Raw genomic sequence first — 20,351 nt, 5'->3', positions numbered from 1 at the left:
CGTCGGCGACTTTGGCCCAGGGGCCCCAGGGGGTCTCGGCCGTGGGGCGGGTGTGCCGCCACAGGTGCAGCAGCGGTGGGTACTCGCCGCAGTCGGGCAGGGGTACCGCGCCGTCAGATGGTGGGCAGGGAGCTGTCTCGGCGGGGTAGACCCGCCCGGCCACCTCGCACTGCTCCATGCGCTTGTACTCCGTCAGCACCGCAGCGGGGTCGCCCGCGGCCTTAGCCGCCGCATGCGCCGCCTCGATCTCCGCCGCCCTCTTCGCATTCAAGGAGATGGAGGACCCAGATGCCTCGCCCCCAATCGAACCCGATGGTGGTGGGCCCAGGCCTTGAGTGACGAGCGCCACCAGGGCCACGGCGCCCGCGAGATTGCGGAGGCTACTCATCGGCGGCTTGTGGTTCGACCTCACGGATCATCCATCGATTCCCATCGTGGGTGATCGTGTAGGTCATCTTGTATCGACTGCCCGCGATGTGCTCTGACACTGGATCGTCATTGGAGTCGACGTTAACCCCGGGAGCTTGTTCGACGAGCAACTCGGCGCCAAACCACTTCCCGACCTCAATCTCAGTTCCACTCGATCGGACGACGGTGACACCGCCGCCAGACAGATGATGGCCGTCTTGCCGTAGTTTCTCGACGTTCTCGTTGACGCTGGAGCAGAAGGCGCATTCGGGGTCGCTGAGCGTATTCCACTCGGAGAGGTCTCCGGTGTTGTAGACGTACGGGTAGAGCGAGATGAAGTACGTCGCGGCGGCGATGGCCCCGTCGACGGTGACGTCGTCCATCGCGGCTGGGCGCTCGGGCCGGGGTGGCCGGCTGGGGGTTGGCGTCGGGTCGGGCGTGACGGCGGCCTCGGTTGCCGTGCGGTCGGGTTCGGGGTCGCCCCCGGCTCCGGTGCATCCGAGGAGGCCGAGCGTGGTCACGAGCAGCAGGGCAGCGGCCCTCGCGGCCAGTGGCTTGTGGTGTCGCGCGTCGCGCGTGGGCGGGGATGAGCGCGGCGACGGGATCATGCGGGTGAACCTAGCGACAACACCACAACTCGGTCACCCCATGGTCGGCGCCTGTGGACAGTGGCCGTGACGTGCGGATGCCCGTCCGCGCGGGGGGAATGCGGACGGGCATCAGCTGACGTCCTCGTCAGGCGGCTGGGCGCGAAAGGGGGATTTCGCTGCCGCACCATGAGGCTAGACACGGGGCGGCGGTGTGCGGGTGGGACCTTCGTCATGTTCTGGGGTGGGGTTGCTGTCCCACGTGGGGGAACGGGGCGGGCCCGTCAGTCCCGGGTATCTAGACTCGCATCGTGACTGCTGACCTGGACCGCCCGTCGCTGCCGCTGCGTGCTGAGCTCGTCGGGCTTGAGCCGTACGGCGCGCCGCAGCTCGATGTGCCGCACCTGCTGAACGTGAACGAGAACCCGTACGCGCCCTCCGAGGCTGTGGTCGCGGACGTCGCCCATGATGTGGCGCTGGCCGCCGCGGGCCTGAACCGCTACCCGGACCGCGATTTCGCGGAGTTGCGCGCCGACCTGGCCGGGTACCTCCGTGTGGAGTCGGGCGTCGAGCTGGCGCCGGAGCAGATCTGGGCCGCCAATGGGTCGAACGAGATCATGCTGCACCTGCTGCAGGCCTTCGGCGGTCCCGGCCGCACGGCACTGTCGTTCGCGCCGACGTACTCGATGTACCCCGAGTACGCGCGGGACACGAGCACCCGGTGGGTGGTCGGCCGTCGGGCTGAGGACTTCGCTGTGGACCCGCAGGCCGCCGCCGCGCTGATCGCCGCCGAGGCCCCGTCCGTGGTGCTGCTCGCCAGCCCCAACAACCCGACCGGCACGGCGCTGCCCGCCGAGACGCTCGAAGTGATCCTCGACGCCGCGGCGGCGGTGCCCGGAGGCTGCGTGGTGGTGGTCGACGAGGCCTACGGCGAGTTCCGCCGCGAGGGGACGCGCTCGGCGCTGCACTTGCTCCCTGAGCGGCCGCACCTGGTGGTCAGCCGGACGATGTCCAAGGCGTTCGGCCTGGCCGGCGCCCGCGTCGGCTACCTGGCGGCCTCGCCGCACCTGATCGACGCGCTGCGCGTGGTTCGGCTGCCGTACCACCTGTCGGCGGTGACGCAGGCCGTGGCCCGGGCCGCGCTGCGCCACGCCCCCGCACTGATGGCGCAGGTCGGGTCGTTGCGGGCCGAGCGGGACGCGCTGGTCGAGTGGCTGCGCGCCCGCGGGCTGCAGGTCGCCGAGTCCGACGCGAACTTCGTGCTGTTCGGGGTGTTCGACGACCGGCACGCGATCTGGCAGGGTCTGCTCGACCGCGGAGTGCTGATCCGCGAGACGGGCCCCGAGGGGTGGCTCCGCGTGTCGATCGGCACGCCGGAGGACATGACGGCGTTCAAGGACGCCCTGGTGGAGGTGGCAGGACTGTGACCACGACGGCTGCGCGCACGGCGCGCATCGAGCGGACCACGAGCGAGTCGAGCGTGCTCGTCGAGCTCGACCTCGACGGCACGGGCACGACGGACATCTCGACCACTGTCGGGTTCTACGACCACATGCTCACCGCGCTCGGCAAGCACTCGCTGATCAACCTCACGGTCAAGGCGACAGGCGACACGCACATCGACGCCCACCACACCGTCGAGGACGTCGCGATCGCCCTGGGCGAGGCGCTGCGGGTGGCGCTCGGCGACAAGAAGGGCATCTCCCGCTTCGGCGACGCGATGGTGCCCCTGGACGAGGCACTCGCGCAGGCCGTGGTCGACGTGTCCGGGCGGCCGTACCTGGTGCACTCCGGAGAGCCCGCTGGCCAGGAGTACCACCTGATCGGCGGCCACTTCACGGGGTCGCTCACGCGCCACGTGCTGGAGTCGATCGCGCACCACGCCGGGATCTGCATCCACATGCGGGTGCTGGCCGGGCGCGACCCGCACCACATCGTCGAGGCGCAGTTCAAGGCGCTGGCCCGGGCGCTGCGCTTCGCCGTGCAGCCCGACCCGCGCGTCGAGGGCATCCCGAGCACGAAGGGCGCGCTGTGAGCGTGGACACCCCGCGCCCCGGCGGCGACGACGACCTGCCCGAGGGATTCTCGGTGCCGGACGACCTGTCGTCGCTGGCCGGCCTGGGCGACGCTCCCGGTGCTGACGCGCCCGTCTCGGACGCCTCCGCCTCCGCCGCGGCCGCCGCGCAGGAGGAGCAGCCGCAGGTGGCCCTCGTCGTCACCCAGGTGGCCGGCGCCGAGGCGCTCGCCGCCGCGTGCGCGCTCGCCAAGGTCGAGGCCGACGCGATCTTCACACCCGTGGGCGCCGTCGCGGTGCTGCGCGACCCGTCCGCTGGCCCGGCTGGCGCCGGCGCGCTCTCGGCGATGCTCAAGGCCGCCCCGGTGGTGCTGCTGGTGCGTCGCGCGGGCCGGATCAGCGCGACCCACTGGGTCAACGGCGTGCAGGGCGATGAGCTGCCTCCGGGCCTGGTGCTCTCGGACGCTCCGCCGGAGCTCGAGCAGCTGCTGCTCGGCACGCTGACGATCGCGGACGCCGAGAACGCTGTGACCAGCGTGGGGATCTCGCGCTGGAAGGCGATGCGCCTGCTCGCCGCGGCGGCGAAGGACACGCGCCGCCGCTGACTCGGGCTGTGTGGGCCCGTGTTCCCAGGGCCGCGGCAGCCTGTGCGCGCGGCCCTGGACGCCGATCCGCCCTCGCGGCGGCGCCGGGTAGCCTGGGCCCGTGCCCAGCCAGTCTCGTGTCGTCGTCCTCGACTACGGCTTCGGCAACGTGCGGTCCGCCGTGCGTGCGCTGGAGCGTGTCGGCGCCCAGGTCGAGCTCACCGCCGACGCCCATGCCGCAACCGAGGCCGACGGCCTCATCGTCCCCGGCGTGGGCGCCTTCGCCGCGTGCATGGCCGGCCTGCGCGGTGTGCGCGGCGACCAGATCGTCGACCGCCGGCTCGCGGGCGGGCGCCCGGTGCTCGGCATCTGCGTCGGCATGCAGGTCATGTTCGCCTCGGGGGACGAGCACGGCGTGCGGGCTGACGGGCTCGGCGAGTGGCCCGGCGTCGTGGACCGCCTCGAGGCCGAGGTGGTCCCGCACATGGGCTGGTCGACTGTCGACGTGCCCGTCGGCTCGACGCTGTTCTCCGGGATCGAGCAGGAGCGCTTCTACTTCGTGCACTCCTACGCCGCACGGTCCTTCCCCCTCGAGGAGTCCGTCGACGCGCAGCGGTTCGCCGCGCCGTTGGTGACCTGGGCCGAGCACGGCGGGCGCTTCGTCGCCGCAGTGGAGAACGGCCCCTTGGCGGCGACGCAGTTCCACCCCGAGAAGTCCGGGGACGCCGGAGCCGAGTTGCTGCGCAACTGGGTCGCCTCGCTGCGCTGACGGCGCGCCACCATCTAGACCATGACCGGCCCGGTGGGCCGATGCCACGCACCGGCGCACCACGCGCCGCCGAGAGAGGACACCATGACTGATCGCCTGGAGCTGCTGCCCGCCGTCGACGTCGCCGATGGCCAGGCTGTGCGCCTGGTCCAGGGCGCCGCCGGCTCTGAGACGGGCTACGGGGACCCGCTCGCCGCCGCGCTCGACTGGCACGCCGGCGGCGCGGAGTGGATCCACCTGGTGGACCTGGACGCGGCATTCGGGCGCGGCTCGAACGCGCCGCTGCTCGCCGAGGTGACGGCGGACCTCGCGGGCAAGGGCGTCAAGGTCGAGCTGTCGGGCGGCATCCGGGACGACGAGTCGCTGGAGCGCGCCCTCGCGATGGGCGCCACTCGCGTGAACCTGGGCACCGCCGCCCTGGAGGACCCGGAGTGGACCGCCAAGGTCATCGGGAGCCACGGCGCGGCCATCGCGGTGGGGCTCGACGTGCGCGGCACCACGCTGGCCGCGCGCGGGTGGACGCAGGAGGGTGGGGACCTGTGGGACGTCCTCGCACGCCTCGACGACGCCGGCTGCGCCCGCTACGTCCTCACGGACGTCACCAAGGACGGCACGCTGCGCGGCCCGAACCTCGAGCTGCTGCGCGAGGTCTGCGAGCGGACGTCCGCCCCGGTCGTGGCATCGGGCGGGGTGTCGAGCCTCGCGGACATCGCCGCGCTGAAGGCGCTGGTGCCGCTCGGGGTCGAGGGAGCCATCGTGGGCAAGGCGCTGTACGCGGGCGCCTTCACCCTCCCCGAGGCCCTGGACATCGCCGGACGGCCGTGACCGTGGGCGGTCGGGAGCTGCCGCCGTCGTCGCCGTTCGCGGACGACGACGGCTCCTGCGACGCGACGCTCGCGGCAGCGCTCGACGCCCACGGCCGCGGGGCCGCGCCGGTCGGCCACGTGGTCGAGGCGCTCGCGGGGACGCGGGTGCTCGTGCCGGTGCTCGCCGAGCTCGACGCGGCGGGCGTCGTCGAGCACGACGGGCGTCAGCACACCGTCGACAAGGAGGCGTCGACCGGGATCGTCGCGCTGCGTGCCCCCGACGGGCGCACCGCGCTCCCGGTGTTCTCCTCCGTTGCGAGCATGGCCGCCTGGCGCGCCGACGCCCGGCCCGTCCCCTCGGAGATCGCGCGGGCCGCGCTGTCGGCGGTGAGCGAGGGCTGGGAGCTGCTGGTGCTGGACCCGGGCGGCCCCGTCACCGTGCTGGTGCCGCGGCCGGCCGTGTGGGCGCTCGCGAAGCAGGAGCCGTGGCGTCCCGCGGTGCTCGCGACGGCCAACGGCCTCGACGTGGACGCCCCGGTGCGTGACGCGGTGCGCGGCGCGGTCGCGGGCATCATCGAGGTGCGCGGCGCTGACGCGGAGCCGGGCCGCCGCGCCGAGGTCGCCGTGGTGCTGTCCCTCGTCGCGGGGCTGGACCGTGCTCGCCTTGACGCGGTCTTGGCGCAGGTCAACGCCGCGCTCGCCGCTGACGAGGTCATCGCCACACGAGTGGACTCACTCGAGCTCCGCTTGCGCGCGGCCTCCTGAGCTCGGCGCCGAGCCGGGCCCTCAGCGCCGGCGGAGACGGCCCAGCGCCCAGGCGGCCCCGAGCACCGAGATGGCGACCACCGCCACCGCCTGACCGCCGAGGATCACGCGGTTCAGGTCGAGGGCGGGCCGCCAGTGCACCCCGGAGTCGTTGATCACGTACACGCCGAGCGGCTTGACCCGTGCGGCGTACCCGCCGCCACCGCCCTGGCCGCCGGCCTCGCCGCGCTCCGCGTTCTTGGTGTCGAGCTGGCCGGTGCCGAATCCCGACCCGGTGCCGCCGAGCAGCCGGGCCACCGGGATCACCGTCGTGCCGGCGTGCTCATACGGCTCGCCGAACACCCGGTCGACGTTGAGGGTGTCGCTCACCGCCTGGGTCACACCCGACGGGTCGAACTCGTGATCCTGCGGCATGGTGTCTCCTGCTTCTTCGCGAGGGTCGTGGCTCTGGGCAGTCAGGACGACGTGCAGGACTCGGAGTCCACGAACGAGGTGTCGTCAGCAAGCATCGCGCGCAAGGTGCTCACCGGCACCACGAAGCTCATGCCCGTCGAGTTCTTCGCGTAGACGACGCCGATGACGCGGCCCTCCGAGTCGAGCGCCGCGGAGCCGGAGCTGCCCGGCTCCACCGCGGCGTCGGTGATGAGCACCTCGCCGAGGTTCTCGTTGAGCGGGTCGGTGGTGGTGCCGATGACGTGCCCGCTGGTGACGGTGAGCTGGCCGCCCAGCGGGTACCCGACCACCGTCACCTCGTCACCCGTCGTCGGGTCGTCCTCCGCGAGCACCGGCGCCGCCGGCAACGGCTCGGCGGTGCGCACGACGGCGAGGTCCGCGAGGCCCGCGATGCTCGAGGCCGTCACCGCGATGTCCCGGCCGTCGTAGGTGCTGACCTGCAGGTCGGCCGAGTCGGCGACGACATGCCGGTTGGTGATCAGCGTCGACTCGTCGAGCGCGAAGCCCGAGCCGGTGGACAGCGACGAGCAGCCGACGTTGCGGATGCGCACCGCCATCTGCTGGGCGGCGTCGAACCCGTCGACCGAGAGGTTGCCGGTCTGGGTGGGCTCGCTGATCGGCGCGTGGGAGGGCACCAGGTCGGTCGGCAGTGGGCCGGGAATGGCCGGCAGCGCGCCGCACCCCGCGATGAGCAGCACGGACAGCGCGGCGATGGCGGGCAGCCCGGTGACGGGTTGGCGCGGGCTCATCGGCCGAGCACCTCCTGCAAGGACGCGTTGGCGTCGGTGGCGGCGCCGCATACCCGCGTGACGTCCGTGCGGAACCGGGCCAGGTCTGCCGCGTCGTACAGCGCCGGGTCCTGCAGGTACTCGATCAGCTTGTTCTGTCCGTCGACGCAGGAGGTGAGGGCGGTGGTCACCTTGCGCGCGGCCTCGGACACCTTCTCCTGGTAGTCCACGACGCGCTGTTGCACCTCGCGGTCGTCGCCGAGCTGGGCCTTCTCGTCAGCGAGCTCGGTGATGCGGTTCTGCGCCGCGGTCAGCTGAGCCCGGGTGCCGTCGAGCTCGGCGAGGGCGCCTGCGAGGTCGTCGCGCGCCTGGGCGAGGTCCTGGCCGGTGGACCGCGCGACCCGCTCCCACTCGCCGTTGCGCTGCTCCAGTGCCCGGGCGGCCACCAGCAGGTAGGTGCTGAGCCCGATCAGCACGGCGAGCAGCAGGGTGACGAGCACCATCGCCCACGGCCTGCGCTGATGCCGTGGGGCGTCCGCCAACGGCAACGAGGCGGGCAGCGCGGCGCCCGCGATGGCTCCGCCGTCGGCGGGCTCCGAGGGCATGAACAGCGAGGGAGGGGGCGGAGGGGGCAGGACCGGCGCGGTGACGCTCGTGGCCGCGGCAGCTCGCGGCGTGGGCGCGGGATGGGTTGCCAGGACCGGATCGGTCGCCAGGAGAGGACCGGTCACGGGGGCCGGCTCGGACTGCGGAGCAGAGCCCGTCGTCGCCGCGGGATCGGCCGGCAGCGCAAGAGGCTCGGGCTCGGCCAGCGAGCTCGTGGCGGTGCGCGGGTCCAGCGGCGCGGCGAGCCTGTCCAGGCGCTCCTGGGAGGAGTTGTCGGACTCCGGCCCCTGGGCTGTGGGCTCCACTGCCTCGGGGGCGTCAGCCGTGCCGTCGGCGTGGGGCACCACGGGCTGGACGTCGCCGAAGGCGTCGTCGGAAGCCGTCCCCAGGTCGTTCGTCACGGAGCACAGGATAGGGGGCGGGCTCGGCGACACGCCGGGCAAGGCCGCTGGCGGCGCGGCTCAGCGTCAGGCGGGGCCGACGGGCGCGTGTGCGCAGGTCAGCTGACCGGCCCTGTGAACTTCTCGCCGGGGCCCTCGCCGGGCGCGTCCGGGAACGGCGACGCCTCACGGAACGCGAGCTGCAGGGAGCGCAACCCGTCGCGGAGCGAGCGCGCGTGCTGGTTGCCCAGGTCCGGCGCCGACGCTGTGACGAGCGCGGCCAGCGCGGTGATGAGCTTGCGGGCCTCGTCGAGGTCGAGGTGCTCGGCTGCCGGCGATCCGGGGAGGTCCTCGGCCAGCCCGCACTTCACGGCTGCCGCGCTCATGAGGTGGACGGCGGCGGTCGTGATGACCTCTACGGCCGCGACGTCGGCGATGTCGCGCGTCGCGGCGCCTGCGTCGTCGTGGGCGTGGCGGCCGCTGCGCTGGTCGGCCTGCGGCGCCGCCGGGGCGGACGTGTGGTCGGTCTGCTCGGGCATGGCCCAGATCCTCTCATCCCCGGGCGCGCCCGCACGCCGAGGGCCCCGCACCGGAGTGGTGCGGGGCCCTCGGGTCAGGCAGTCGTCGTCAGGCGATCGGGAGGGCCGACGTGGCCGGGGTCCCGGTCTCGATGGGCGCGACGCCCGCCAGGCTGGCCCGCAGCGCGGCGCCCAGGTTGGCGTCCACGTTCGTCCAGTACTGGATGGCGCGCTCGCGGATCGCCTCGTTCTTCACACCGCCGACGTGGCCGGTGATCGTCTCGAGGAAGCGGGCGCGGGCAGCGTCGTCGAAGACGTCGCGGTAGAGCGTGCCGGCCTGGCCGAAGTCGTCGTCCTCGGCGTGCAGCGTCGCGGCGGTGCGCACCAGGTCACCGTCGGACTCCCAGCCACGGGACTCCGCGGCGATGTCGGCGTGGGCCGCCGGGCCGCCGACCGAGTTCGGCGCGTACACCGGGGTGCTGGGCGAGTTGAAGGTCGAGCGCATGGCGCCGTCCTGCGAGTACGAGTGCACCGGCGCGGCGTGCGGCGCGTTGACCGGCAGCTGCGCGTGGTTGGTGCCCACGCGGTACCGGTGCGCGTCGGCGTAGGAGAAGATCCGCGCGAGCAGCATCTTGTCGGGGCTCGCCGCGATGCCGGGCACGAAGTTGCTCGGCGCGAACGTCGCCTGCTCGATCTGCGCGAAGTAGTTCTCGGGGTTGCGGTTGAGCTCGAGCGTGCCGACCTCGATCAGCGGGTAGTCCGCGTGCGGCCACACCTTGGTGAGGTCGAACGGGTTGAAGCGGTAGTCCTTGGCGTCCTCGTAGGGCATGACCTGGACCGAGAGCGTCCACGACGGGAAGTCGCCGCGCTCGATGGACTCGGACAGGTCGCGGATGTGGAAATCCGCGTCAGACCCGGCGAGCTGCGACGCCTGGTCGTTCGAGAAGCACTTGATGCCCTGGTTGGTCTTGAAGTGGTACTTGACCCAGAAGCGCTCGCCCGCGGCGTTGATCCACTGGTAGGTGTGCGAGCCGAAGCCGTCCATGTGGCGCCACGACGCCGGGATGCCGCGGTCGCCCATGAGCCACGTCACCTGGTGCGCGGTCTCGGGGGACAGGGTCCAGAAGTCCCACTGCATGTCGTTGTCGCGCAGGTGCGTGCCCGGCAGGCGCTTCTGGGAGTGGATGAAGTCGGGGAACTTGATGCCGTCGCGGATGAAGAAGACGGGGGTGTTGTTGCCGACCAGGTCGTAGTTGCCCTCGGTCGTGTAGAACTTCAGCGCGAAGCCGCGCGGGTCGCGCCAGGTGTCGGGCGATCCCGCCTCGCCGGCGACGGTCGAGAAACGGGCCAGCGTCTCGGTCGTCGTGCCCTGCTGGAACACCGCGGCGCGGGTGAAGGCGCTGACGTCGTTCGTCGTGGTGAACGTGCCGAAGGCGCCGCCGCCCTTGGCGTGCACGACGCGCTCGGGGACGCGCTCGCGGTTGAACTGCGCGAGCTTCTCGACCAGGTAGTGGTCGTGCAGGACGATCGGGCCATCGGCGCCGACGGTCTGCGAGTGCGCGTCGGAGGCGACGGGCGCGCCCGCGTTGGTCGTGGTGGGGGGGACGTTCGACATGTGTGTCCTCTCGCTGTCCGGCTGCGCCGGGCTGATGGTTCCGTCCTGCCGATGGCAGGGGACAGGTGGGGTCGGGGCGGGTCAGGCGCCTCGGCAGTCGGGGCACAGGCCCCAGTAGGTGACCTCGGCGCTCTCGACCGTGAAGCCGGAGGTCGAGCTCGGGATCAAGCAGGGGGCGTGGCCGACGGCGCAGTCGACGTCGTCGATCGCGCCACAGGACCTGCACACCACGTGGTGGTGGTTGTCGCCGATGCGCCGCTCGTACCGCGCCGGGTGGCCCGCCGGCTCGATCTGGCGGACCAGCCCGGCCGCCGTGAGGGCGTGCAGGACGTCGTAGACGGCCTGCACCGACACGGTGCCGAGCGCGGTGCGGACGACGTTCAGCACAGTGTCCGCATCGGCGTGCGGATGCTGTGCCAGGGCCTCGAGCGCGGCGAGCCGGGTCGCGGTGACCCGCAAGCCGCTGTCGCGGAGCTGCTGCTCGGGGCTGGTCGTCGTCATGGCCATCACCGTAGCGGCTTCATTGGAATAGTTCCAATCACTGATCGATTCCAGGCAGGGGTGCGGGCTGTCGCCCCTGGGGGCTGGTGTGCAGGGCTGCACCAGCGCGCTCGGGCGTTGCGGCGCCCTCCCGGTCGTCTGTTAGAGTCGTTCCTTGACTGACCCGGGTCCGCCATCGCTCTCGCGAGCAAGGTGGGCCCAGGTGCACAAGTGGAGTCACCTCCCACCTGAGTTTCGACAGTTCGATCCCACGATCGACGACAGGGGCCAGGTCCCGGTCCGGAGAGCATGGCCTCGCGGTCGTGCTCGCTCGTCGTCGTGCGGGGCGCTCGTCGCGCCACGTGCACTCGGCTCCGGACTTCGAGGCCCCCACCTGTGCCCAGGTTCGGGGGCCTTTCCCGTTCCTGGTGATCTCCACGACGAACCCTGAGGAGCACCACATCAGCGAGCCCCGCATCAACGATCGGATCCGCGTTGCCGAGGTCCGCCTGGTCGGCCCTAACGGCGAGCAGGTCGGAATCGTCCGCGTGGAAGACGCACTGCGCCTGGCCCAGGATGCCGATCTCGACCTCGTCGAGGTGGCCCCGGACGCCCGCCCCCCGGTCTGCAAGATCATGGACTACGGCAAGTTCAAGTACGAAGCAGACATGAAGGCCCGTGAGGCCCGGCGCAACCAGACGAACACGATCCTCAAGGAGATCCGTTTCCGTCTGAAGATCGACCCGCACGACTACGGCACCAAGAAGGGCCACGTCGAGCGGTTCCTCAAGGCTGGGGACAAGGTCAAGGTCATGATCATGTTCCGCGGCCGCGAGCAGTCGCGCCCCGAGATGGGCATCCGGCTGCTTCAGCGGCTCGCCGCCGACGTCGCCGAGCTCGGCTTCATCGAGAGCTCGCCGAAGCAGGACGGCCGCAACATGATCATGGTGCTCGGCCCCACCAAGAAGAAGGCCGAGCAGAAGAGCGAGCAGCGTCGCGCCGCGCAGACCAAGGCGCACGACGAGCAGCCCGCGCAGGCTTCCGCCCCGGCGGCGCGTCCCGCCGCCGAGAAGCCCGCCGAGGCTCCTGCCGCACAGACGCCTGCTCCGGTTGCTGAGGCGCCCGCGCCCGTCGTCGAGGCTCCGGCCGCTGAGGCTCCGGCCAAGGCTGAGGCTCCGGCCAAGGTTCAGGCGCCTGCCGAGGCTCCCGCCCCGGCGGAGGCCAAGCCCGCCGCCGCGAAGGCTCCGGCGCTGGCCAAGCCGGCCGCCGCGAAGACGGAGGCCAAGCCGGCCGCCGCCAAGGTTGACGCCGAGGCTCCGGCCAAGGCGCCCGCGCCGGCCCCGCGGCCGGCGGCTCGACCCGCGCCGAGCGCAGCGAAGCCTGCTGCGCCTCGTCCAGCGCCTCGGCCTGGCCCGGCCAAGCCGGCGGCGAAGCCCTCGCCGTCTGCCCGCCCGGGGCAGTCGGACGCCACAGCCTGACCTGACTACGGACGGGGGCCTCATTCGGACCCCGCACGAACGAGTCGCGCCACCCCGCGCGATGCGACGACAAGGAGAGAGCGGCAGCCATGCCGAAGAACAAGACGCACTCCGGTGCCAAGAAGCGTTTCCGGGTCACCGGCAGCGGCAAGCTCATGCGTGAGCAGGCCAATGGCCGTCACCTGCTCGAGCACAAGTCGAGCCGTCGTACCCGGCGCATTGCCGGCGACGTCGTCGTCTCAGCTGCTGACGCCCCCAAGATCAAGAAGCTGCTCGGCAAGTGATCCCGTGGGCGCGTGAGCGCCCTGGAGTCACCTGCGAGCCCCGACACGCAAGGAGCATCACGTGGCACGCGTGAAGCGGGCGGTCAACGCCCAGAAGAAGCGCCGCACTACCCTCGAGCGCGCCAGCGGTTACCGCGGCCAGCGCTCGCGCCTGTACCGCAAGGCGAAGGAGCAGGTCACCCACTCCCTCGTCTACGCCTACCGCGACCGCAAGGCGCGCAAGGGCGACTTCCGCAAGCTGTGGATCCAGCGCATCAACGCGGCCTCGCGTGAGCAGGGCCTGACGTACAACCGCCTGATCCAGGGCCTGAAGCTCGCTGGCATCGAGGTCGACCGCCGCGTGCTCGCCGACCTCGCGGTCAACGACGCCCCGGCGTTCAACACGCTGGTCGCGGCGGCCAAGGCCGCCCTGCCGGCCGACGTGAACGCGCCCTCCGCTGCGTGACACGCTGACGGCTGCACTTTCGGACGCCCGGCTGATGCCTGAGCTTGCCAACCCCCGCGCTGAGCGGGTCAAGGCGGTTCGGGCGTTGGCCGGGCGTTCCGTGCGTCAGCGCACCGGCAGGTACCTCGTCGAGGGGCCGCAGTCGGTGCGGGAGGCCGTCCGATACGCCGCCGGGCAGGTCCGGGAGGTGTACCTGACCGAGGCTGCGGCCGAGCGGTACGCCGAGATCGTCGACGACGCGCAGGGCGCCGGCCTGTCCGTGCGACTCGGCACACCCGAGGTCCTGGACGCGATGTCCGCTGACGCGCAGGGAGTCGTGGCGGTGCTCGAGCGGCGGCTCGCGACCCTCGACGATGTGCTGGCCTCCGGACCCCGGCTGGTGGCCGTGCTGGCGAACGTGCGTGATCCGGGGAACGCGGGCACCGTGATCCGTGCGGCGGACGCGGCGGGCGCCCATGCTGTGGTGCTCGCGGGGGAGAGCGTCGACCCGCTCAACCCCAAGGTGGTGCGGTCGACTGCGGGCTCGCTGTTCCACCTGCCAGTGGTGGCGGGCGTGGAGCTGGCCCCGGCACTCGCGGCCCTGCGTGGCGCCGGCCTGGCTGTGCTGGCGGCAGACGGCGGCGGCGAGCACGACCTGGACGACCTGCAGGATCTGGCGACGGGCGATGGGCCCGCGGCGGGGACGCCCGACCTTCGCGCGCCGACGGCGTGGCTGTTCGGCAATGAGGCATGGGGGTTGCGCCCGGACGACCGCGCGCTTGCTGACGCCGCAGTCAGGGTGCCGATCCGGGGACGCGCCGAGTCGTTGAACCTCGCGACCGCGGCGACGGTCTGCCTGTACGCGAGTTCTCGCGCGCAGCGCTGAGCCCTGCGCGTTCATCCATGGGGGTGAGGGGCTGGGCTGGGCAGTCCGAGGGCGCCAAGGTGGTCCGATGCGCCTGTTCGCCGCCGTCCGCCCACCCGAGCGAGCTCTTGAGCACCTGGAGTTGGCCCTGCGCGCCGTTCACGGCGGTGCGGCGGTCGGCCACTCCGGCTCGGGGGTGCGCTGGACCGCCCCCGAGAACCGCCACTTGACCGCCGCGTTCTACGGCGAGGTCTCGGACGGCCTGGTGGACGAGCTCGTCGACGAGCTGCGCGTCGGCGCCGCCAGCGTGCCGCGGTTCGAGTTGAGGCTGCGCGGCGCGGGCGTGTTCGCGCACCGGACGCTGTGGATCGGCGTGTCCGGCGACGTCGACGGCATGCACGCGGTGATCGCCGCCGCCGGCTCTGCGGGCGAGTCGGTGGGCGCCCGTCCCGATGAGAGGGTGCGCTCGCGCCCGCACCTGACGGTGGGGCGGATCGGGCCGGCGGCGGCAGCGCGCGACCGAGGTCGGGGCCGCGGGCGCGCGACTGGCGAGGCATCCCCGGAGACCGCGTTGGTGCACGCGCTGGCGTTGTACGACGGGCCCGCATGGGAGGTCGACGAGGTTGTGCTGCTGCGGTCGCAGCCGGGCGAGGGTCGCAGTGGCGGCCCGCTGTACACGCCCGTCGAGCGCTTCCCGCTCGGCGTGAGGGCGGACGACCAGGCGCTGTGATGTCGGCGTGTGGCAGCATGAGGGCATGTGCGCTCCCACGGCGACGACCGGGTGTGGTCGTCGATTTCTGTGGCCCGTCCTCGGGCCGCGCGGCTGACGCTGCGCACATGATCGCCGCCGGGTGAGGCCCGGTGTCGCGAGCAGGTCCGCAGGGCGGGCACCACTAGACTCTCCTGCTGGTCGTGCGCGGGTGCGCCGACCGGTCCGTTCCCGCCTGGAAGGCCCGGATGTCCCTCTCTGCCTCGCCCCTGTCCCCACTCGACGCCCCGGGCGTCGAGGCCGCCCTCGCTGACGCGCTCAGCGCCCTGGAGCGCGCGTCCGACCTTGACGAGCTCAAGGCCGCCCGCCTCGAGCACGTCGGGGAGCGCAGCCCGCTCGCCCTGGCGAACCGGGAGATCGGCCAGCTCGCCCCGGCCGACAAGGCTGCCGCCGGCAAGCTCGTCGGCGCCGCGCGCGGCCGGCTCGCGAAGGCCCTGGCCGCGCGCCAGGAGCAGCTCGAGGCCGAGCGCGACGAGCGCGTGCTGGTCGAGGAGTCCGTCGATGTGACGCTCCCGGTCGACCGCCAGGCGCGCGGCGCCCGCCACCCGCTGGAGACGCTCCAGGAGCGGATCGCGGACATCTTCGTCTCGATGGGCTGGGAGATCGCCGACGGCCCCGAGGTCGAGGCCGAGTGGTTCAACTTCGACGCCCTGAACTTCGGCGTCGACCACCCCGCGCGGCAGATGCAGGACACGTTCTTCGTGGACTCCGGGGAGCCGGGGGTCGACTCGCACCTGGTGCTGCGCACGCACACCTCGCCGGTGCAGGCCCGCACGCTGCTGGCCCGTGAGCTGCCGGTGTACATCGCGTGCCCGGGGAAGGTATTCCGCACCGACGAGCTCGACGCGACGCACACCCCCGTCTTCCACCAGGTCGAGGGCCTGGCCGTCGACAAGGGCCTGACGATGGCCCACCTCAAGGGCACGCTCGACCACTTCGCGCGGTCGATCTTCGGCCCGGACGCCACGACGCGCCTGCGGCCCTCGTTCTTCCCCTTCACCGAGCCCAGCGCGGAGATGGACCTGTGGTTCCCGCAGAAGAAGGGCGGCGCCGGCTGGATCGAGTGGGGCGGCTGCGGGATGGTCAACCCGAACGTGCTGCGCGCGGCGGGCATCGACCCGGAGGTCTACACGGGCTTCGCGTTCGGCATGGGGATCGAGCGCACGCTGATGCTGCGTCACGGCATCGCTGACATGCACGACATGGTGGAGGGCGACGTGCGCTTCTCCGAGCAGTTCGGGATGGAGATCTGATGCCCCGCATCCCTCTGACGTGGCTCGCGGAGCACGTCGACATTCCCGCCGGCCTGACCGCCGAGCAGCTCGCCGCCGACCTGGTCCGGGTCGGGCTCGAGGAGGAGGCCATCCTCCCCGCCGCCGTGACCGGCCCCCTGGTGGTCGGCGAGGTGGTGGAGCGCACCCCCGAGCCGCAGAAGAACGGCAAGACCATCAACTGGTGCCGCGTCGACGTGGGCGCGCACAACGAGGCCGACGGCTCGCCGCGCGGCATCGTGTGCGGGGCGCACAACTTCGACGTGGGCGACCGCGTGGTCGTCGCGCTGCCGGGCGCCGTGCTGCCCGGGCCGTTCCCGATCGCGTCGCGCAAGACGTACGGCCACGTGTCCGACGGCATGATCTGCTCGGCACGCGAGCTGGGCCTCGGCGAGGACCACGACGGCATCATCGTGCTGTCCCGGATCGGGATCGACGCGGAGCCGGGGGCCGACGCGCGCGAGCTGCTCGGCCTCGGCGAGGAGGTCCTCGAGATCAACGTGACGCCGGACCGCGGCTACTGCTTCTCGATGCGCGGGGTCGCGCGCGAGTACTCGCACTCGACGGGGGCGGCGTTCACCGACCCCGGGCTGCCCACGGCGCTGGACGTCGAGGTGTCGGGTGGCGACGCCGGGACGGGCTTCGGCGTCGAGATCGACGACGACGCGCCGATCCACGGCGTGCCCGGCGCGGACCGGTTCGTCGCGCAGGTGGTGCGCGGCGTGGACGCGTCCGCGCCGTCTCCGGCGTGGATGCAGCGCCGGCTGACGCAGGCGGGGATGCGCCCGATCTCCCTGGCCGTGGACGTCACGAACTACGTGATGCTCGACTTGGGGCAGCCACTGCACGCCTACGACTTGGCGCAGGTCGCCGAGCCGATCGTGGTGCGCCGCGCGCGGGCGGGGGAGCGCATGCGCACCCTCGACGGCGCCGAGCGGGTGCTGGACGCCGAGGACCTGCTCATCACCGACAGCCCGGACGGGCGTCGCGCGTCACGCATCCACGGCATCGCGGGTGTCATGGGCGGCGCCGACAGCGAGGTCTCGTCGGGCACGAGCGACCTGCTCATCGAGGCCGCGCACTTCGACCCCGTCACGGTCGCCCGCTCGGCGCGGCGGCACAAGCTGCCGAGCGAGGCCGCCAAGCGCTTCGAGCGCGGCGTCGACCCGCGGCTGCCGCGGGTGGCTGTCGCGCGTGTCGTCGAGCTGCTGTCGCAGTACGGCGGGGGCGCGGCGGACGCCGCGATCACCGACGTGGACCACACCTCCGCCCCGCCGGTGATCAGCCTGCCGCTCGACCTCCCGGGGCGGATCGTCGGCGTCGACTACACCCCCGAGCAGGTGCGCGAGACGCTCGAGGAGATCGGCTGCACGGTGGTCGGCGCCACGGGCGCGCCCGTCGTCGAGGTGCTGCCGCCGTCCTGGCGCCCGGACCTCGCGCAGCCGGTCGACCTGGTCGAGGAGGTCGCGCGGCTGCGCGGCTACGACGCGATCCCGTCGGTGCTCCCGGCGGCGCCTGCCGGCCGTGGCCTGACCTCGGGGCAGCGCGCTCGCCGCGCGGTGGCCCGGTCGCTGGCCGCCGCGGGCTACGTCGAGACGCTCAGCTACCCGTTCGTGGGCGCCGAGCAGCACGACGCCCTCGCGCTGCCGGCGGATGACGAGCGCCGCCACGCGCTGCGGCTGCTCAACCCGATCTCCGACGCCCGGCCCGAGCTGCGCACCAACGTCCTCGAGACGCTGCTGGAGACGGCGCGCCGCAACGTGGGCCGTGGGACCGCCGACCTGGCCGTGTTCGAGATCGGGCTGGTCACCCTCCCGGAGCCCGGCGCGCCCGTGCCCCCGAGCCTGCCGGGCGGCGTCCGGCCGTCCGACGAGCAGCTCGCTGCCCTCGAGGCCGGCGTGCCCGCGCAGCCGCGCCGGGTCGCGGGTGTGCTCACTGGCCAGCGGAGCCGATCGGGCTGGTGGGGTCCCGGTCGGCGTGCCGACCACACGGACGCCATCGCGGGCGCCCTGCTGGTGGCGGAGTCGGTCGGCGCCCAGGTGACGGTGCGCGCGGACGGCTCGCAGGCGCCGTGGCACCCGGGTCGCACGGCGCGCCTGGAGACGGCGGACGGCCGGCTCGTCGGGCATGCCGGGGAGCTGCACCCCAAGGTCGTGGCGGCCCTCGGGCTGCCGGAGCGGGCGGCGGCGTTCGAGGTGGACCTCGACGTGCTGCTCGATGCCGCGGGAGCCGAGCCGGTGCAGGCGCGCGAGGTCTCGACGTTCCCGGTCGCGAAGGAGGACATCGCGTTGGTGGTCGACGCCGCTGTGCCGGTGGCCGACGTCGAGTCCGCGGTGCGGACGGGCGCGGCGGCGAGCGCCGCCGGCGACGTTCTCGAGGAGCTTCGCCTGTTCGACGTCTACACCGGAGCCCAGGTGGGCGAGGGGAAGAAGTCGTTGGCGTTCTCGCTGCGGCTGCGCGCCGCCGACCGGACGCTGACCGCTGACGAGGCCGCCGCGGTGCGCGAGGCGGTCGTGGCGGAGGCTGGGCGGCAGGTCGGCGCGGTGCTGCGGGCCTGACCTGCTAGACCGCTCCGCAGGCAGTCCAGGACCCCGCGCCCACCCAAGGTGGGCGCGGGGTCCTGTCATGTCAGGCAACAGGTCAGGCGGGGACGCCCGAGCCCTCGGGCAGCGGGCACGCCCACTGCGCGTCCGACCACGACCAGCGCGCGGTGACCTGCTGGCCGTCGACGTCGGCGCAGGCCGGCCGTCGGAGCCCGGCGGCGGCGTAGCTGACAGCCAGGGACGCGCTGAGCAGCACCACCAGCACGGTCATCGTGACGCGCAGCCAGCGCGGCTGCGGCACATCGCCCTCGAGCGGGATCATCGCGCGTCCGGCGCGGCCACGGCGCGCACGAGCATCGCCACGCGCACGGCGCCGCCGTTGGTGCTCTGCTCGCCGATCTGCTCGAAGCCGAGCCGGCGGTGGAACGCGAGCGACTGCGGGTTCGGGGGGTCGAGGTTGACCTCGCAGGTCACCTCGTCGAGCCCGAGGGCCCGGGCGCGCTCGGCCACGGCGTCGTGCAGCGATCGGCCGATGCCGCGGCCATGCGCGGTGGGGGCCACCACGATCCGGTCGACGTACAGCGTGCCCGGCCGGTGCTCGGAGAACCAGCGGTAGTTCTCGCTGCTGTAGTCGGCGCCGGGGGTGAGCGCGAGGACGAGGCCTTGCGGTGTCCCGGAGCCGTCGTCGGCCACGAGCGCGAGGTCGCACCGGGGCAGGAGCGCTGCCAGGCCGTCGACGCCGAGGACGTTCACGGCGGGCGCGGCGGCGTCGTTGAGCGCCGCGAGCGCCGGGATGTCGCGGGGGAGGACGGGCCGCAGGGTGGGGGCGGCGGACGCCGGGAGCCCGGGCTGCGGGGCGGGCGAGACGGTCATGGCAGCAGGAGGACCTTTCCGGTGGTGGCGCGGCCCTCGAGCGCGCGATGCGCGTCGGCGGCCTCCGCCAGAGGGTAGGCAGCGCCGACCCGCACGTCGAGCCCGCCTGCCGCGACGGCGGTGAACAGCTCGCCCGCCCGCCACAGGAGCTCCTCGCGGGTGGCCGTGTAGTGCGCGAGCGTCGGGCGCGTCAGGTAGAGGGAGCCGCCGGAGTTGAGCCGTTGCGGGTCGACGGGCGGCACCGGGCCGGAGGCGCCGCCGAAGAGCGCGAGGCCGCCACGGGGCCGCAGCGAGGCGAGCGAGGCCTCGAAGGTGCTGCGCCCGACGCCGTCGAAGACTGTGTGCACCCCGGCGCCGCCGGTGAGCTCGCGCACCCGGGCGGGCAGGTCGGTGGCGAGATCGGCCAGCTCGGTGTACCGGATGACGTCGCTGGCGCCCGCCGCGCGGGAGAGCTCCTCCTTCTCGGGCGTGCCCACTGTGGTCAGGACGCGGGCGCCGCGGGCGACGGCGAGCTGGGTGAGCAGCAGCCCGACGCCGCCGGCCCCGGCGTGCACGAGGACGTCCTGGCCCGGGGTGACGGGGAACGTCGAGGTCACGAGGTAGTGGGCGGTCATCCCTTGCAGGGGGAGGGCGGCGGCGGTCGCGTCGTCGACGTCGTCCGGGACGGGCAGGGTGTCCTGGGCGGCGACCACGACGAGCTCGGCGTAGGAGCCGGGCGCCGACGACCACGCCACGCGGTCGCCCACCGCCACGTCGGTGACGTCGGGGCCGACGGCGACCACCACCCCGGAGCCCTCCGACCCGACGACGTGGGGGAAGGGCATGGGGTAGAGCCCGGACCGCCGGTAGGTGTCGATGAAGTTCACGCCGGCGGCGGCCACCCGGACCAGCACGTCGCCCGGGCCGGGCTCCGGGTCGGGGACCTCGACCAGGCGGAGCACGTCGGGGCCTCCGGGGGCGAGTGCTTCGATGGCGCGCATGCACTCGGCAACGCGCTCCACCACGGGATCATTCCGGTGGGGGACACGGGTCGTTGGGCGCAGGCCCTGGTCAGGGCGCGGTGCGATAGTGGCCTAGGGCGACACGGCGACGCTCCAGATGGCGGAATGGGCAACGCATCAAACTGCACTC

General features: G+C 73.2%; 23 protein-coding genes and 1 pseudogene. 13 read left to right on the top strand and 11 right to left on the bottom strand.

Annotated elements, in window-relative coordinates:
• Positions 1 to 271 (bottom strand): annotated as a pseudogene (locus tag QUV83_RS17445) (hypothetical protein); the annotation flags it as partial.
• 109 nt (positions 272 to 380) lie between these two features.
• A complete protein-coding gene (locus QUV83_RS17440; RefSeq protein ID WP_289566198.1) occupies positions 381 to 929 on the bottom strand; it encodes a DUF6318 family protein in 549 nt (182 codons plus the stop codon).
• A 377-nt stretch (positions 930 to 1,306) separates the two neighbouring features.
• On the opposite strand from QUV83_RS17440, the gene QUV83_RS17435 reads away from it, so the two are divergent.
• The 6 genes from QUV83_RS17435 (at position 1,307) to QUV83_RS17410 (ending at position 5,933) form a co-directional block, all read left to right on the top strand.
• Complete coding sequence (locus QUV83_RS17435; protein WP_289566197.1) at positions 1,307 to 2,422, top strand: histidinol-phosphate transaminase; 1,116 nt, start codon at positions 1,307 to 1,309, stop codon at positions 2,420 to 2,422.
• A complete protein-coding gene (gene hisB, locus QUV83_RS17430) occupies positions 2,419 to 3,030 on the top strand; it encodes an imidazoleglycerol-phosphate dehydratase HisB (RefSeq protein WP_289566196.1) in 612 nt (203 codons plus the stop codon). The genes QUV83_RS17435 and hisB overlap by 4 nt, the downstream gene beginning before the upstream one ends.
• Positions 3,027 to 3,614: a hypothetical protein gene (locus QUV83_RS17425; RefSeq protein ID WP_289566195.1), complete on the top strand. Its 588-nt coding sequence runs from the start codon at positions 3,027 to 3,029 to the stop codon at positions 3,612 to 3,614. Before hisB ends, QUV83_RS17425 begins: the two co-directional genes overlap by 4 nt.
• 100 nt (positions 3,615 to 3,714) lie before the next feature.
• Entirely contained in the window at positions 3,715 to 4,362 is a 648-nt protein-coding gene (gene hisH / locus QUV83_RS17420; protein ID WP_289566194.1) for an imidazole glycerol phosphate synthase subunit HisH, read from the top strand.
• A gap of 84 nt (positions 4,363 to 4,446) precedes the next feature.
• On the top strand, positions 4,447 to 5,187 hold the full coding sequence (gene priA, locus QUV83_RS17415; protein WP_289566193.1) for a bifunctional 1-(5-phosphoribosyl)-5-((5-phosphoribosylamino)methylideneamino)imidazole-4-carboxamide isomerase/phosphoribosylanthranilate isomerase PriA: 741 nt from the start codon (positions 4,447 to 4,449) through the stop codon (positions 5,185 to 5,187).
• 2 nt (positions 5,188 to 5,189) lie between these two features.
• On the top strand, positions 5,190 to 5,933 hold the full coding sequence (locus tag QUV83_RS17410; protein ID WP_289566200.1) for an SseB family protein: 744 nt from the start codon (positions 5,190 to 5,192) through the stop codon (positions 5,931 to 5,933).
• Positions 5,934 to 5,954: 21 nt separating this feature from the next.
• Here QUV83_RS17410 and QUV83_RS17405 read toward each other — a convergent pair whose 3' ends face one another.
• The 6 genes from QUV83_RS17405 to QUV83_RS17380 form a co-directional block, all read right to left on the bottom strand.
• Complete coding sequence (locus QUV83_RS17405; protein WP_289566192.1) at positions 5,955 to 6,347, bottom strand: spore germination protein GerW family protein; 393 nt, start codon at positions 6,345 to 6,347, stop codon at positions 5,955 to 5,957.
• Between the two features lie 41 nt (positions 6,348 to 6,388).
• The gene (locus QUV83_RS17400; protein WP_289566191.1) at positions 6,389 to 7,135 is read right to left on the bottom strand and encodes a S1C family serine protease; all 747 of its coding nucleotides are present in this window, start codon (positions 7,133 to 7,135) and stop codon (positions 6,389 to 6,391) included.
• Positions 7,132 to 8,121 (bottom strand): hypothetical protein, encoded by a 990-nt coding sequence (locus QUV83_RS17395; protein ID WP_289566190.1) that lies wholly within the window; start codon positions 8,119 to 8,121, stop codon positions 7,132 to 7,134. The genes QUV83_RS17400 and QUV83_RS17395 overlap by 4 nt, the downstream gene beginning before the upstream one ends.
• A 98-nt stretch (positions 8,122 to 8,219) precedes the next feature.
• The gene (locus QUV83_RS17390; protein WP_289566189.1) at positions 8,220 to 8,639 is read right to left on the bottom strand and encodes a DUF1844 domain-containing protein; all 420 of its coding nucleotides are present in this window, start codon (positions 8,637 to 8,639) and stop codon (positions 8,220 to 8,222) included.
• Positions 8,640 to 8,727: 88 nt separating this feature from the next.
• Positions 8,728 to 10,233 (bottom strand): catalase, encoded by a 1,506-nt coding sequence (locus QUV83_RS17385; protein ID WP_289566188.1) that lies wholly within the window; start codon positions 10,231 to 10,233, stop codon positions 8,728 to 8,730.
• Positions 10,234 to 10,314: 81 nt separating this feature from the next.
• On the bottom strand, positions 10,315 to 10,734 hold the full coding sequence (locus tag QUV83_RS17380) for a Fur family transcriptional regulator (protein ID WP_289566187.1): 420 nt from the start codon (positions 10,732 to 10,734) through the stop codon (positions 10,315 to 10,317).
• A gap of 407 nt (positions 10,735 to 11,141) precedes the next feature.
• Between QUV83_RS17380 and infC the strand changes: the two genes are divergently transcribed.
• From infC to pheT, 7 genes are all read left to right on the top strand, one after another.
• A complete protein-coding gene (gene infC / locus QUV83_RS17375) occupies positions 11,142 to 12,191 on the top strand; it encodes a translation initiation factor IF-3 (protein WP_289566186.1) in 1,050 nt (349 codons plus the stop codon).
• An 89-nt stretch (positions 12,192 to 12,280) separates the two neighbouring features.
• Positions 12,281 to 12,475: a 50S ribosomal protein L35 gene (rpmI, locus tag QUV83_RS17370; RefSeq protein ID WP_066582156.1), complete on the top strand. Its 195-nt coding sequence runs from the start codon at positions 12,281 to 12,283 to the stop codon at positions 12,473 to 12,475.
• A gap of 61 nt (positions 12,476 to 12,536) precedes the next feature.
• Entirely contained in the window at positions 12,537 to 12,920 is a 384-nt protein-coding gene (rplT, locus tag QUV83_RS17365; RefSeq protein ID WP_289566185.1) for a 50S ribosomal protein L20, read from the top strand.
• A gap of 34 nt (positions 12,921 to 12,954) precedes the next feature.
• A complete protein-coding gene (locus QUV83_RS17360) occupies positions 12,955 to 13,785 on the top strand; it encodes a TrmH family RNA methyltransferase (RefSeq protein WP_289566184.1) in 831 nt (276 codons plus the stop codon).
• A 67-nt stretch (positions 13,786 to 13,852) separates the two neighbouring features.
• A complete protein-coding gene (thpR, locus tag QUV83_RS17355; RefSeq protein WP_289566183.1) occupies positions 13,853 to 14,494 on the top strand; it encodes an RNA 2',3'-cyclic phosphodiesterase in 642 nt (213 codons plus the stop codon).
• A 227-nt stretch (positions 14,495 to 14,721) separates the two neighbouring features.
• A complete protein-coding gene (gene pheS / locus QUV83_RS17350; RefSeq protein WP_289566182.1) occupies positions 14,722 to 15,786 on the top strand; it encodes a phenylalanine--tRNA ligase subunit alpha in 1,065 nt (354 codons plus the stop codon).
• Complete coding sequence (gene pheT, locus QUV83_RS17345) at positions 15,786 to 18,362, top strand: phenylalanine--tRNA ligase subunit beta (protein ID WP_289566181.1); 2,577 nt, start codon at positions 15,786 to 15,788, stop codon at positions 18,360 to 18,362. The genes pheS and pheT overlap by 1 nt, the downstream gene beginning before the upstream one ends.
• Before the next feature lie 82 nt (positions 18,363 to 18,444).
• On the opposite strand, the gene QUV83_RS17340 is transcribed toward pheT, so the two are convergent.
• The 3 genes from QUV83_RS17340 to QUV83_RS17330 are packed head-to-tail and all read right to left on the bottom strand — an operon-like array spanning position 18,445 to position 20,200.
• Positions 18,445 to 18,669, bottom strand: a complete 225-nt coding sequence (locus QUV83_RS17340; protein ID WP_289566180.1) for a hypothetical protein — start codon at positions 18,667 to 18,669, stop codon at positions 18,445 to 18,447.
• The gene (locus tag QUV83_RS17335; RefSeq protein ID WP_289566179.1) at positions 18,666 to 19,220 is read right to left on the bottom strand and encodes a GNAT family N-acetyltransferase; all 555 of its coding nucleotides are present in this window, start codon (positions 19,218 to 19,220) and stop codon (positions 18,666 to 18,668) included. The genes QUV83_RS17340 and QUV83_RS17335 overlap by 4 nt, the downstream gene beginning before the upstream one ends.
• A complete protein-coding gene (locus QUV83_RS17330) occupies positions 19,217 to 20,200 on the bottom strand; it encodes a quinone oxidoreductase family protein (protein WP_289566199.1) in 984 nt (327 codons plus the stop codon). The genes QUV83_RS17335 and QUV83_RS17330 overlap by 4 nt, the downstream gene beginning before the upstream one ends.
• Positions 20,201 to 20,351: the final 151 nt, after the last annotated feature.

It is taken from the genome of Cellulomonas cellasea (assembly GCF_030372105.1).
Taxonomy (GTDB): domain Bacteria; phylum Actinomycetota; class Actinomycetes; order Actinomycetales; family Cellulomonadaceae; genus Cellulomonas_A; species Cellulomonas_A cellasea_A.
The sequence above is the reverse complement of the archived record's forward strand: the minus strand, read 5'-3'. Positions and strand labels throughout refer to the sequence as shown.